This is a genomic window from Bacillus infantis (genome assembly GCF_008180445.1).
Classification (GTDB): domain Bacteria; phylum Bacillota; class Bacilli; order Bacillales; family Cytobacillaceae; genus Bacillus_AB; species Bacillus_AB infantis_B.
This window is the reverse complement of sequence record NZ_VTER01000004.1, coordinates 108,377-120,956: the sequence shown is the minus strand read 5'-3', so window position 1 is coordinate 120,956 and position 12,580 is coordinate 108,377. Positions and strand designations below refer to the sequence as shown.

General features: G+C 45.5%; 14 protein-coding genes. 11 read left to right on the top strand and 3 right to left on the bottom strand.

What is annotated here, in order from left to right; translation table 11 throughout:
* Positions 1-70 precede the first annotated feature (70 nt).
* Complete coding sequence (locus tag FZD51_RS08405; protein WP_148974375.1) at positions 71-772, bottom strand: queuosine precursor transporter; 702 nt, start codon at positions 770-772, stop codon at positions 71-73.
* Between the two features lie 194 nt (positions 773-966).
* Between FZD51_RS08405 and FZD51_RS08400 the strand changes: the two genes are divergently transcribed.
* Together FZD51_RS08400 and FZD51_RS08395 are read left to right on the top strand one after the other, a co-directional pair.
* Positions 967-1,623, top strand: coding sequence for a ribonuclease H family protein (locus FZD51_RS08400; RefSeq protein WP_148974374.1), 657 nt, complete (start codon positions 967-969; stop codon positions 1,621-1,623).
* 43 nt (positions 1,624-1,666) lie between these two features.
* On the top strand, positions 1,667-1,843 hold the full coding sequence (locus FZD51_RS08395) for a zinc-finger domain-containing protein (RefSeq protein ID WP_009791750.1): 177 nt from the start codon (positions 1,667-1,669) through the stop codon (positions 1,841-1,843).
* Between the two features lie 102 nt (positions 1,844-1,945).
* Here FZD51_RS08395 and cspD read toward each other — a convergent pair whose 3' ends face one another.
* The gene (cspD, locus tag FZD51_RS08390) at positions 1,946-2,146 is read right to left on the bottom strand and encodes a cold-shock protein CspD (protein ID WP_009791749.1); all 201 of its coding nucleotides are present in this window, start codon (positions 2,144-2,146) and stop codon (positions 1,946-1,948) included.
* A 289-nt stretch (positions 2,147-2,435) separates the two neighbouring features.
* On the opposite strand from cspD, the gene FZD51_RS08385 reads away from it, so the two are divergent.
* The 8 genes from FZD51_RS08385 to mntR all read left to right on the top strand — a co-directional run bounded on the left by FZD51_RS08385 (position 2,436) and on the right by mntR (position 11,201).
* The gene (locus FZD51_RS08385; protein WP_148974373.1) at positions 2,436-3,413 is read left to right on the top strand and encodes an HD-GYP domain-containing protein; all 978 of its coding nucleotides are present in this window, start codon (positions 2,436-2,438) and stop codon (positions 3,411-3,413) included.
* Between the two features lie 111 nt (positions 3,414-3,524).
* Entirely contained in the window at positions 3,525-3,812 is a 288-nt protein-coding gene (locus FZD51_RS08380; RefSeq protein WP_148974372.1) for a hypothetical protein, read from the top strand.
* A gap of 318 nt (positions 3,813-4,130) precedes the next feature.
* Positions 4,131-5,054, top strand: a complete 924-nt coding sequence (locus FZD51_RS08375; RefSeq protein WP_148974371.1) for a metal ABC transporter solute-binding protein, Zn/Mn family — start codon at positions 4,131-4,133, stop codon at positions 5,052-5,054.
* Positions 5,055-5,065: 11 nt separating this feature from the next.
* A complete protein-coding gene (locus tag FZD51_RS08370) occupies positions 5,066-5,815 on the top strand; it encodes a metal ABC transporter ATP-binding protein (protein ID WP_148974370.1) in 750 nt (249 codons plus the stop codon).
* Between the two features lie 10 nt (positions 5,816-5,825).
* On the top strand, positions 5,826-7,139 hold the full coding sequence (locus FZD51_RS08365) for a metal ABC transporter permease (protein WP_262380813.1): 1,314 nt from the start codon (positions 5,826-5,828) through the stop codon (positions 7,137-7,139).
* A complete protein-coding gene (locus tag FZD51_RS08360) occupies positions 7,136-8,017 on the top strand; it encodes a metal ABC transporter permease (protein ID WP_148974369.1) in 882 nt (293 codons plus the stop codon). Before FZD51_RS08365 ends, FZD51_RS08360 begins: the two co-directional genes overlap by 4 nt.
* A gap of 326 nt (positions 8,018-8,343) precedes the next feature.
* Positions 8,344-10,533, top strand: coding sequence for a DNA topoisomerase III (locus tag FZD51_RS08355; protein ID WP_148974368.1), 2,190 nt, complete (start codon positions 8,344-8,346; stop codon positions 10,531-10,533).
* A 239-nt stretch (positions 10,534-10,772) separates the two neighbouring features.
* Positions 10,773-11,201, top strand: coding sequence for a transcriptional regulator MntR (gene mntR / locus FZD51_RS08350; protein ID WP_009791612.1), 429 nt, complete (start codon positions 10,773-10,775; stop codon positions 11,199-11,201).
* A 371-nt stretch (positions 11,202-11,572) separates the two neighbouring features.
* On the opposite strand, the gene FZD51_RS08345 is transcribed toward mntR, so the two are convergent.
* Positions 11,573-11,782 (bottom strand): DUF3892 domain-containing protein, encoded by a 210-nt coding sequence (locus FZD51_RS08345; RefSeq protein ID WP_094767195.1) that lies wholly within the window; start codon positions 11,780-11,782, stop codon positions 11,573-11,575.
* A 114-nt stretch (positions 11,783-11,896) separates the two neighbouring features.
* On the opposite strand from FZD51_RS08345, the gene FZD51_RS08340 reads away from it, so the two are divergent.
* Positions 11,897-12,577 (top strand): class I SAM-dependent methyltransferase, encoded by a 681-nt coding sequence (locus FZD51_RS08340; protein ID WP_148974367.1) that lies wholly within the window; start codon positions 11,897-11,899, stop codon positions 12,575-12,577.
* Positions 12,578-12,580: the final 3 nt, after the last annotated feature.

The following is a 12,580-nucleotide window of genomic DNA, read 5'->3' as shown; positions in this document are numbered from 1 at the left end:
TATCACAGAAACGGTTCTTTCTTATCACCGTGAATGCAAAAAAAAAGAGTGCCGCGGCACTCTCTTCATTCTATTGGTCGATGGATGTTTTCGCCTTATTTGTTTTATGCATCTTCTTGGCAAGATAGCCAAAAGGCGTATCCAGGATGGCAACAAAGAACTTCAGCAGGTAAGTTGTAATGAATATCTGGATCCATTCATTGAAGGGAAAGACCCCTGCAAAAGCAATCCCGGTAAAAACGAGTGTATCAACAAACTGGCTGATGATCGTACTTCCGTTATTCCTGATCCAAAACTGGTTGTCTTTAGGGAATTTTCTTTTCAGGAACTGAAAAATATATACATCCAGGAACTGGCTTGCAAGATAAGCTGCAAGGCTTCCCAGCGCTATTTGCGGAAGAAACGAGAAAATCGTGCTTAATGCACCTTGTGCCATATCGATTTCATGCGGTTTGAAAAACAGCACCATCTGCATGATCACTGTCATGGACAGAAGTGTCAAAAATCCAAGCCAGACCGCCTTTTTCGCTTCTTCTTTACCGTACTTTTCGTTCAGGATGTCCGTAACAAGGAAGGCGGTGCCATACATGGCATTTCCCAGGGTGGCGGTCATCCCGAATATTTCAATTGTTTTTATAACCTGCAGATTGGCAAGTACAGTAGAAAGGCCAATCCAGACAAAAAGTCCGGTTTTGCCGAAAATGCGGTAAAATAATAGGACAAAAGCAAAATTAACTAAAGCAAAAATGAAGCCAAACCATTCGTTAAACATGAGATCCTCCTAGTTTTGATAGTGCGGGAAGTTGCGAACCGCCATATATTTAATTGTCCTTGACCATTATAGCGTGAATATAGAAGGAAAGACACATCTCAGGAGAAGTGAAAGTTTTAGCAATTTTGTGATACTTGTGCATGAACTGGAATAGGCTAAACAAATACTTGATACTGTAGCGAAAGGCGGATACTATGAAATACAAGTTAGAGTGGCTCTACAGGCTGAAAGGAACAGACGGAATCCGGTTCACCTCAGATTGGATGGACGGGGAAACTGCGCTCGAGCTCGGCGGAGACCTCGAAAAGGGAGGAAAGGCCCTGGATCTTGAGTTTTTCGATGAGATGGGAACCGGCTGGTCACTGAAGGAAATGAGGAAGCTGCTGGCCGAAGTGGAGGCCGAGCCTCATGACATAACCGTGTACTTTGACGGAGGATTCAATAAAGATACCTATCAGGCTGGACTGGGAGCAGTCATTTATTATAAGCAGGGAAAAAAGAAATTCCGCATCCGGGCCAATGAAAGAATCAGCGAAATGGAAACAAATAACGAAGCGGAATATGCTGCCATGCATTATGCTGTTACACTGCTGGAAGAAATGGGAGCTCATCATATGACATGCCGCTTCCTTGGTGATTCACAGGTCGTGCTTAAGCAGCTTGAAGGTGAATGGCCCTGTTATGAAGAGAGTTTGAACAGATGGCTTGACCGGATAGAAGAGAAAATAAAAAAACTTGGCCTTGAGCCGAAATATGAGCCTGTACCGAGGTCCGAGAATAAAGAAGCGGATAAGCTGGCCAGCCAGGCGCTGGAAGGAAAGCTGATCAACAGCAGGATGCAGATTATATAAAAGCTGGGATAATTGTTTTCTGAAGAGGAAAGGAAGGACAGAGTTGGAACGTAAGGATATCTATAAAGAAACAGAAGAGCTTATGGAACAGTACTGCAAAGGCTGCTTTCTCCACAAGTATCACAAAGAAGAAAAAGGGAAGAGGTTCGCCCACCGATTTTGCATTACTCAATGCACGATCGGGGAAAAAATAAAAAAATGCGGCAGCAGACTGTCTTAGAAACAGTCTTCTGCCGCTTTTACTTACCTATGTAAAAAAGGCTGGCAAAATGCCAGCCTTTTTTAATTGGTCTCCAATGGGCCAATTATCTATAAGTGCTGATTAAAGTTTTACAACATTAGCTGCTTGAGGTCCGCGGTTTCCTTCAACGATTTCAAAAGAAACTTCCTGGCCTTCTTCCAAAGACTTGAAGCCGTCGCCTTGGATAGCAGTGAAGTGAACGAACACATCGTCTCCGCCTTCAACTTCTATAAAACCAAAACCTTTTTCGTTATTGAACCATTTAACTTTGCCGTTTTGCATGTGAACTTTTCCTCCTAAGCCTTTCAAGACACAGATTGTGTCGAAATAAATATTATCACTAGCAGAATAATAAACTGGTACTATAACTTAATAAATTATTCTGTTAAATGATGTCTATAATATACACGAAGGAAAATTTCCAGTCAAGGAATAATGCAGAATTTTTACAAAAATCCCTTAAATTTTTCGAATCTTTTGTATTTATGAAAAAAAGGATAAAAAATGATAGGTGGCTTTTCCTGTTTTTGTTAAAATTAAAGCTATAAAATAATTCTGGAGGCAGGGTGAGATGGTGAGAACCTTTAAGGAACCCGGCAGGGAGAAGCCTTTATCTTCAGCAGAAATCGATCGGCTCCTTTTCCAGCTGAAAAGAGACAGGCCAGGACCTCCGGCGTTTGCTTCAGGCTGCATAAGCGATGGAGAAGGCGGGAAGGATACTGCCGGGCTGATCGATCATGCGGCGAAGCAGGTGGAGGATATATTTGCTGGAGCAAGACTAGGGAAGGGTGTTGGAATAACTGCAATCAAAAAAGATATATTGCCTGCCATCCGGACACTTGCTGATATTCCCGGAGTGTCCCATGTTTTCCATCAGCTCGACAGAAAAGACAGATATACCTCGAGCCATGCCGTATGTGTCAGTATGATAGCCGGGATGATCGGACGCTGGCTTGGCATTGGCGGAGCCCTGATGGAGGATTTGCTTCTGGGATCCATCCTTCACGATATCGGTAAAATTAAGATTCCGGATGAAATTCTATCAAAACCCGGAAAACTTACTCTATCAGAATATGAAAAAATGAAACTTCATACTGTTTATGGATATGAAATGGTCAGGGATTTGGATGCTGTCAGCCCAAAAGCAGCCCTTATTGTTCTGCAGCATCATGAAAGAGAAGACGGAAGGGGATATCCGCTGGGCCTGAAAGGAAGGGAAATAGAGCATTTAGCGAAAATCACAGCCATTGCAGATGTTTTCCATGCTATGTCGTCTGCACGCATTTACCATGAGGCCCTGCCTTTTTACCAGGTCATGCGCAAAATGAAGGATGGCGCTTTCGGTTCATTTGAACCTGGTTTTATGCTTATTTTTATCCAAAACCTGATGAACAGCCTGGCCGGTTCAAGGGTCAGGCTGACAGACCAGTCAGAGGGAAGGATCCTGATGATTCACCCATATGATCCTTTATCCGCACTTGTGCAGACAGAAGACCGCCTCATTGACTTAAGATACAGCAGGGAGCTGCAGATCGAACGGATATTATGAATAGGAGAGATTGCTTGTCATTTTCAGCCCTTTTTCTCATAAATTATAAAACAGCAGACTTCATCCTGAATAAGGTGCAGCCTGCTGAAAAACAAAGAAAAAGGTGAGAAGATGTTCAGGTTCTTGATAGGGAATGAGGAATGGATATTAAGGTTTTCCCCGAATATCGGGCTGGATCCTGAAATCAAACAGGCTATCTTCAGTTCGCTCATACAGCTGGGCAAAACTTTTGTGCAAAGTTCACACGGCGATTCCTTTTCTATCATAGATGAACAAATCGGCATGATCATTTTTACTCTCGAGAAAGTTCCGTCCCTGATCCTTACTGTATCACATGTGATTCCAAAAGAAAGATGGTATACCCAGTGCAATCTTTCTATAAAGCCATATCAACCCTAAACCGGCGCAGCCGGTTTATTTTTTTTATTTGCTTTGTTAAACACTGTTGTTGGTTTTTGGCTGCATTTCAGCTGTGCTGAAATGGTGTAAAACAGAGTTTTACACGAATGAGCCCAAAATCAACAAGGTAAGCTAACACAGCCTTTTTATAAAATAGATTGACATATCTTACAATGAGGTTAAAATGTTTACCAAGGGAAACTTTTATGTTTTAGTTTAAAATTTATAGTTATGTTTAAAAAGTGTGCACATCACTAAAAGAGGTGCATACAATTTAGGACTGAGGATGAAGAAAAAAAGAAGGAAGAGGTGTTGGAATTGAAAAAATGGATGATGCTGGCTTTTGCTTTTAGTCTGATTATGCTGGGAGGATGCTCCGGGACGACCGCTGAAAGTGAAGGGGATGGAGAGAAGCTTTATATCACCACAACGATCGGGCAGATAGCCGATGCTGTGAAAATAATAGCGGGGGATAAGGCGGAAGTGCACAGTTTGATGGGGCCGGGCACAGACCCCCATCTTTATAAAGCAACACAGGGTGATATGGAGAAGCTTCAGGAAGCGGATGTCATTTTTTACAGCGGTCTGCACCTGGAGGGGAAGATGCTTGATATCTTTGAGAAAATGAACGAACAGAAACCCACATACGCCATAGCTGAATCTATAGAACAAGAAAAACTTTTGTCTGCAGATGGCAGCAAAGCCCATGATCCCCACGTATGGTTCGATATCGATCTATGGAAAACAGCTCTGGAAAAGGCAGAAGAAGGACTGATTAAGGCAGATCCTGATAATGAACAATATTACCGGGAAAATGCAGATGCCTATTTTGCGGAAATGGATGAATTAAAACGATTTGCGGAAAAGGAAATGGCAGGGATTCCGGAAGAACAGCGTGTGCTGGTTACAGCCCATGATGCTTTTGGCTATTTCGGAAGAGCATACAATATGGAAGTGATGGGCCTTCAGGGATTGAGCACAGATGCCGAATACGGACTCGGTGACGTTCAGGAGCTAGTTGATACACTGGTTTCGCGCAATATTAAGGCAGTTTTCGTTGAATCGAGCATCTCGGAAAGATCCATCAACGCGGTCATAGAAGGTGCAAAGGAAAAAGGCCATACCGTTTCTATTGGAGGGGAGCTGTTCTCTGACGCAATGGGAGAGGAAGGGACAGAGGAAGGAACTTATCTGGGGATGTATAGGCATAATGTCGATACCATCGCGAAAGCGCTGAAATAGGAGGAAAGGCCATGAATCCAGTAGAGATAAAAAATCTGACAGTCGCATATCAGAAGAAGCCGGTCCTGAGCGATGTAAGCTTTTCAGTTGGGGAAGGAAGCCTGGTAGGAATAATCGGGCCGAATGGAGCCGGAAAATCTACGCTTATTAAAGCCATACTGGGCCTGATTCCGAAAGCCTCGGGGGAGATAAAGGTTTACGGCAAAGAATACCGGCCCAAAGACAGGCTCGTTGGGTATGTGCCGCAAAGGGGAACGGTAGACTGGGATTTCCCGACGAATGCGCTTGATGTTGTCCTTATGGGGCGATACGGCCATGTCGGCTGGTTCAAGCGTCCTAAAAAGGCCGATGTAGAAGCAGCAAGGGAATGCCTGCGCAAAGTAGGGATGGAAGCTTTTCAGCACAGGCAGATCAGCCAGCTGTCAGGAGGGCAGCAGCAGCGGGTCTTCCTTGCAAGGGCACTTGCACAGGATGCAAGCGTCTATTTCATGGATGAACCATTTGTCGGGGTGGATGCTGCTACGGAAAGGGCAATCATCAGCCTGCTGAATGAATTGAAGGCCCAGGGTAAAACGGTGCTGGTCGTGCATCACGACCTGCAGACTGTAAAAGAGTATTTTGATTCTGTCATTCTGCTTAATATGAGAACCATAGCCCACGGTCCGGCAGATAAAACATTTACAATGGAAAACCTGCACAAGACATATGGCGGCAAACTGGCCTTCCTGGAAAAGGGCCAAGTGATGGTCGAGCAAAAGTGAGGTGTTTTATATGAATGAACTATTGCAAATGCTGGGCAGCGCGAATACACAGTGGGTCCTCTTCGGAACAATGCTGCTGGGAGTGGCAAGCGGAGTGCTTGGAAGCATAGCACTTCTAAGAAAGCAGAGCCTGATCGGGGATGCGGTTGCACATGCAGCATTGCCGGGGATATGCATTGCTTTTATGCTCACAGGTGAAAAATCTCTCCCTGCCCTCCTTATCGGAGCAGCAATTACCGGTCTGCTTTCCGCCTATTGCATCCAATTCATCACTTCGAGCTCAATTTTAAAAGAGGATAGCGCGATTTGCCTGGTATTGTCTGTATTTTTCGGATTCGGGATTGTCCTGCTGACAAAGATATCCCAATCGCCTGCAGGCAACAAGAGCGGGCTGGATGACTTTATCTTCGGGCAGGCTGCTTCCATGGTAGGGAGCGATGTAAAGCTGATGGCAGGGGCTTCTGCCGTGCTCATCGTGGTAACTTTACTGTTCTTTAAAGAGCTGAAGGTCCTGACCTTCGATCCTGATTTTGCGAGGGGGCTCGGACTTCCTGCCGGCTGGCTGAACTTTATGTTTCTTACCCTTCTGGCTGCCACTGTCGTCATCGGTATCCAGGCAGTAGGCGTAATCCTTATGGCTGCAATGCTGATCACTCCAAGCGTTGCAGCAAGGTATTGGACAGAGTCACTTGGGAAAATGGTCGTCATTTCAGGAGGATTCGGGGCCTTATCAGGAATGGCGGGAACCCTTCTGAGCACGCTGGGGCAGGGTCTTGCAACTGGGCCGTTCATTGTTGTTACCGCTACTGGCTTATTTCTGTTCTCTGTCCTGGCTGCCCCGCAGAGAGGACTGCTGACAAAGCTGGCCAAAAGAATCGTCTTTAACAGGAAGACGAAGAGGAGCCAGGTGCTTAGGGCAATGTACAAACTGACAGAATCTGCTTACAGGGAGACAGGAAAGGAACAAATGATCATTGCCGAAAGCAGGATCTCCGATGAGCTCGCTTTCTCAAAATCACATACCATGAAGCTGATGAGCGACCTGTACAAGGAGCATTTAATTGCAAAAGATCCAGGAGGCTGGATGCTTACGGACAAAGGCGTTCTCGAAGGTTATATCCTGACGCTGAAAGGGCGCATAAATGAACTTTGCCTGATGCACAGTGAAGAATTCAATGAGGACCAGAGGGAAGCGCTGGCTGAAAAGCTGATGGTAAAACCGTCAGATCCGCTTGCCGAAAGAGCTGAGAAACTGCTCTGGCAATATAATATGATGCCGGCCCTTTCACCTTTTCCCCTTCCAGAAAGGAGAGAGAATCTATGAGCTATGAATTATGGATATTGGCAGTAGGATCACTGGCCGGAATCACCTGTGCCATCACCGGATGCTTCCTGATATTGCGGAAGCTGTCCATGCTTGCCGATGCCATCAGCCATACCGTGCTCCTTGGGATCGTCCTTGCTTTTCTGATCAGCGAGAGCATGAACGGATTTTACATGCTCCTTGGAGCAGCAGCTACGGGGCTCGCAACGGCCTTCCTTGTCCAGACCTTTAACAGCAGCGGCGTTCAGGAGGATGCTTCAATCGGTGTAGTGTTCACCTTCCTGTTTGCTGTAGGAGTAATCCTGGTCTCGCTTTTTGCTGAAAATGTCCACCTGGATGTAGACCATGCATTGATGGGGGAGATTGCTTTTGTTCCCTGGGATGTCGTCCGGATTGGAATGCTTCCAGAAGTCCCGAAAGCCTTTCTGATGCTTGGGGGTGTTCTGCTGTTCAATCTGCTGCTGATCGGATTATTCTACAAGGAATTCAAAATTACATCTTTTGATCCCCAGATGGCAGCAGCGATAGGGATTCCGGTTCTGTTCATCCATTACCTGCTCATGGGGATGGTCTCGATTACGACTGTAGCTTCTTTTGACAGCGTCGGGGCAGTTCTTGTCGTTGCTATGCTGATTGCACCGGGAGCATCAGCATACCTGCTGACAGACAGGCTTGGGACCATGCTTATCTATAGTGCATTGATCGGAGCGGCTGCGGCTGTCGGCGGATATTTCGCTGCAAGCTGGCTGAATGCATCGATATCCGGAAGCATGGCAGCTGCCAATGGAATACTATTTGCCCTTGTTTTCCTGTTTTCGCCTACTAAAGGGTATATAATGAAAAAACGGAACAGCATGCGGGTCCGTACAGCAGAATGATCATACTCTCTAGTCTTTTGGTTTGCAGGGATCTTTAAAGAGAGAAAGTTTAATAGTATAATAGAAGAAGCGCCGGGAATGGCGCTTTTTTCTGCTGCCTCAAGCCATATGTACATCAGCAGCTACCCTCAAGCCATCCATCCCCCATAGAAACTCCCCATAGATTCAATTCTGAAAAAAGTGCATGGTCTCAATCTGACAGGAGCTAAAGGGTGCCTGAACAGCCTGGAATCATGTATAATCTTTTTTTCGGGCCCTGCTGCCATTGAGGTTAGCAGTAAAATAATCAAGTCGGACTTGCGCAGTCCCGAGCAAGGAGAATGAATATGAAACTGATTATTGCAGAGAAGCCTGATCAGGGAATGAAGCTTGCCGCCCCATTTTCATTTAAGAAAAAAGAAGGCTATCTGGAAATCGCTCCGAACCACCTGTTCCCTGATGGTGCTTTCATGACTTGGGCCATTGGCCATTTATGTGAACTGGTTCCTCCCGAGGAATATGATTCTAAATGGAAAAAGTGGTCACTGAGCACTCTGCCGATACTTCCGGAGCAATTCAAGCACCGTGTATCCAAGTCAAAGTGGAAGCAATTCAAAGTCATCAAAGAACTGGTCCACCATAAAGAAGTCGATGAAATCATCATTGCCGGTGATGCAGAAAGAGAAGGGGAAGCCATTATCCGAGTCATTCTGACTCAGTGCGGCAGCAGAAAGCCGATGAAGAGGCTATGGATTTCATCGCTCACCGCCAAATCTGTAACAAATGGCTTTGCCAATCTCCTTGATGAGTCTAAGACAAGAAATATTTATTATGAGGCGCTCAGCAGGGCATGTGCCGACTGGCTTGTCGGTATGAATGCTTCGAGGGCATACACCCTGCTGCTCCAGCAAAAAGGGATCCAGGATGTGTTTTCTACCGGAAGGGTCCAGACCCCGACCCTTGCACTGATTGTAAAAAGAGAGAAAGAAATCGAGAACTTTAAGTCAGAGCCTTTCTGGGAAGTCATGGCTACTTTCAATATGGAAGGAAAGACATATAAAGGGAAATGGCATAAAGATGGGAATTCCCGTCTCGATAATGAAGGGATGGCCAGGAAAATCCAGCAGTTTGCAGCAGGAAAGAACGCCAGGATTGAATCGATCGATAAAGAGAGGAAGGAATTCCTGCCTCCTTATTTATTCAATCTCTCGTCCCTGCAGGCTGAAGCGAATAAACTTTACAAATTTTCCCCGCAAAAAACATTGGAAATCGCCCAAAAGCTTTATGTAAAAGGAATTATTTCGTACCCCCGCTCGGACTCAAGCTTTGTCACTAAAGAGGAAGCGGCGGCATTTCCTGAAACACTGGAAAAGCTTGCAAAAATGGATGCTTTTAAAGCCTTTTTTCCGCTTCCTGTTTCATCGATACTGGATAATAAGAGATTTGTGAATGAAAAGAAAGTGACAGACCACTATGCCATCATTCCTACAGAACAGGCAGCCGATCCGGCAAAAATGGGTGCCGATGAAGCAAGGATATATGAGCTGATTGTAAAAAGGCTGATTGCCGCCCATTATGAAAAAGCCGTCTTTGATTACACGACTATCCATACACTGGCGGACGAGAGGGCTGCCTTCCTTTCAAAAGGCAAGGAAATGATCCAGGAGGGCTGGAGGAAGGTCCTGTACAGCCAAAAAAAGAGTGCAGCAAAAGATGAAGATGAGCAGGATCTTCCGTCCCTGGAATCCGGCGAAAGAGGGATCGTGCAGGATACTGAGGCTAAAGAAAGCAAGACGCAGCCGCCAAAGCGGTACACGGAGGGGCAGCTTATCACCCTGATGAAAACCGCCGGGAAGCATTTGGAGGATTCTGATCTGGTTAAAGTAATGAACCAGACTGAAGGGCTTGGCACTGAAGCGACGCGTGCGGGTATCATTGGGATTCTTAAGGACCGGATGTATATTGATGTCCGCAAAAACCAGGTGTATGCGACAAACAAAGGAAAGCTTTTGATCGACTCAATCGGAGAAAGTGTGCTCGGCTCCCCTGAAATGACCGCCAAATGGGAGCAGCGCCTGAATGAAATCGGTGAGGGGGCAGCATCGCCCAAAGAATTCATGGAGCAGGCGAAGAAGCTGTCAATCAAGTTAATTAATGATGCGACAGAACAGAGTGCCCAGTGGAGCTTCGATGGATATGACCTGGAGGAATTTAAGGATAGAAGGCCAGGGAAGAAAGGAAAAAGGGGCGGTGCTGGCACGAAGGTCGGCAAATGCAAGCTTTGCGGCGGCGATGTTGTCGACAAAGGGACCTTTTATGGCTGTGCGAATTATAAAGCTTCTGAGTGCCGTTTCACCATTTCCAAAAAAGTGCTTGGGAAAACTGTGAGCCAGGCAAATGTCCGCAAGCTTTTGAAAGATGGGCAGACAGATCTTATCAAAGGGTTTAAAAAAGGCGAAAAGGAATTTCAGGCCAGGCTCGAATGGGGAGAAGGCAGGCTGAAATTCGTCTTTGAAAACAGCATAAAACAGAAATGAATGCAGGGGAGGAGCATCAGCTTCTCCCTGGTGTTTCGCTTGACTGACTTGTTTGTCCTCTCCATCTATAGTAAAATTTTTATTGGACAATTTTTACTGGGCTGCAATATGGACCTTTCTGTTTGCAGGAAAGCATAGGCCGGTGGATATTTTTTAGCAGAAAAATAGCAATGAAGCTGAAACCGGGTGCAGATTTCTGTCCGGCAAAAAGCTGGTTTTAATACTTAGGAGGTTATCGGATGCCTACTCCAAGCATGGAAGATTATATAGAACAAATATACATACTGATAGAAGATAAAGGTTATGCACGTGTATCCGATATCGCCGAAGCTTTGTCCGTCCATCCATCTTCAGTTACTAAGATGGTGCAGAAGCTGGATAAAGATGAATATCTTGTTTATGAAAAATACAGAGGGCTGATTTTGACTCCAAAAGGCAAAAAGATCGGCAAAAGGCTTGTATACCGCCATGAACTTCTTGAACAGCTGTTAAGGATCATCGGCGTGAAGGAAGAGAATATTTATGAAGATGTGGAAGGCATAGAGCATCATTTGAGCTGGGATGCGATTGACCGGGTGGGTGACCTTGTCCAGTTTTTTGAAGAAGATCAGGGGAGAGTGGATTCTCTCCGCGAAATCGCCAGGAAAAATGAGCAGACTGAAGGATAAAGTCAAAATAAAAAGCGGTTAGGTATGGAAGGATACCTTTCCGCTTTTTATTATCCCATTTTTTAAAAGGTAAAGAAGGGGTGGTGGTAATAAGAGAACTGCCATTTAATTTTTTGAGCCCTGTTGATTGGAGTGGAAGGCACGCAGACTCCTGCGGGATTGCAGCGGAAATGTTGAGACCCCACAGCGCGGAGCGCGAGGAGGCTCAACTTCGCCCCGCGGAAAGCGAAGTGCCTGGAACGCAAATCAACAGACTGCATTTGAAAGGCAAACTTCATGAAACTTTCTTACATATTTTGCTGAAGGCATAGAATAAATACCAATACCTATTAATTTTACATTAACAGCATGATTAAGCCTCGTATTTACCCCTATCCAAAACTCGGAAAATCCTCTAACAGATTCACCGTGTTAACATTGTTTTCCATCAGGCTGTGTTCCGCCTCTGCAAGCTCGATGAGCCCTTCCTCTGCCTCCATCAATGCTTTTCTGAACGATATGATGCGCCCGCCTGATGTCTGGAAAGACATAATCTCTCCCAGGTGGTTTCTTTGGACAGCTATTAATTTTTCCGGCTGCATGTAAAGCCCCTCCTTTAATTTCCTTAGTACAAAGGATTACCAGCTGCCCTTATAGAAATACAAGAATGAAACTTTTTTAGAATATATCCGTAATAAAAGTGAGGGATCATCACGATGGAATTTAATTGGGCCACTGAAGCAGAAAGGCTTTGGGATGAGAAATCCGGCTCATGGAGCCGGCAGAGCAGGGAAATGTGGGAATCAGGCAGCCGGAAGGAAATTGCAGGCTTCTTCAGTCAGCATGTCCCTGCAGGTTCTGCAGTCTGTGACCTTGGATGCGGAGATGGCTTTGGCACACTGAAACTCGCAAATGCCGGCTATAAAGTAACAGGGGCGGATGTTTCAGAGGAAATGATACATAAAGCCATCAAGGTGAATGAAGGAAATGATGCAAGATTTATTAAAACTGATATTGCATCTTTGGATATTCCAGATAATGCCTTTGATGCAGTGCTTGCGATCAATTCCCTTGAATGGACTGAGAGCCCCCTTGCAGTCCTCAGGGAAATGCAGAGGGTGGTCAGGCCGGGAGGATTTGGGTGCGCCGGCATTTTAGGCCCAACTGCGAAGCCGCGGGAAAACAGCTATGAAAGGCTTTACGGCAAGAAAGCTGTCTGCAATACAATGATGCCTTGGGAGTTCGAAAGGCTTGCTGCTGAAAATGGATGGAGCAGGACAGCCGGGTTTGGTGTTTATAAAAGGAGTGCAGAACAGATTTCCAAAGGCTCCTTAACAGAAGAATTGCAGCAGTCATTATCGTTTATGTGGGTATTCATGATCAAAAATGATAAATAAGAG

Bases quoted from the DNA above. Each gene is read 5' to 3' on its own strand.
- FZD51_RS08360 (WP_148974369.1), top strand. From the start codon at position 7,136: ATGAGCTATGAATTATGGATATTGGCAGTAGGATCACTGGCCGGAATC.
- FZD51_RS08370 (WP_148974370.1), top strand. From the start codon at position 5,066: ATGAATCCAGTAGAGATAAAAAATCTGACAGTCGCATATCAGAAGAAG.
- FZD51_RS08345 (WP_094767195.1), bottom strand. From the start codon at position 11,782: ATGCAGCCGGAAAAATTAATAGCTGTCCAAAGAAACCACCTGGGAGAG.
- FZD51_RS08400 (WP_148974374.1), top strand. From the start codon at position 967: ATGAAATACAAGTTAGAGTGGCTCTACAGGCTGAAAGGAACAGACGGA.
- cspD (WP_009791749.1), bottom strand. From the start codon at position 2,146: ATGCAAAACGGCAAAGTTAAATGGTTCAATAACGAAAAAGGTTTTGGT.
- FZD51_RS08340 (WP_148974367.1), top strand. From the start codon at position 11,897: ATGGAATTTAATTGGGCCACTGAAGCAGAAAGGCTTTGGGATGAGAAA.
- FZD51_RS08385 (WP_148974373.1), top strand. From the start codon at position 2,436: ATGGTGAGAACCTTTAAGGAACCCGGCAGGGAGAAGCCTTTATCTTCA.
- FZD51_RS08380 (WP_148974372.1), top strand. From the start codon at position 3,525: ATGTTCAGGTTCTTGATAGGGAATGAGGAATGGATATTAAGGTTTTCC.
- FZD51_RS08365 (WP_262380813.1), top strand. From the start codon at position 5,826: ATGAATGAACTATTGCAAATGCTGGGCAGCGCGAATACACAGTGGGTC.
- mntR (WP_009791612.1), top strand. From the start codon at position 10,773: ATGCCTACTCCAAGCATGGAAGATTATATAGAACAAATATACATACTG.
- FZD51_RS08355 (WP_148974368.1), top strand. From the start codon at position 8,344: ATGAAACTGATTATTGCAGAGAAGCCTGATCAGGGAATGAAGCTTGCC.
- FZD51_RS08405 (WP_148974375.1), bottom strand. From the start codon at position 772: ATGTTTAACGAATGGTTTGGCTTCATTTTTGCTTTAGTTAATTTTGCT.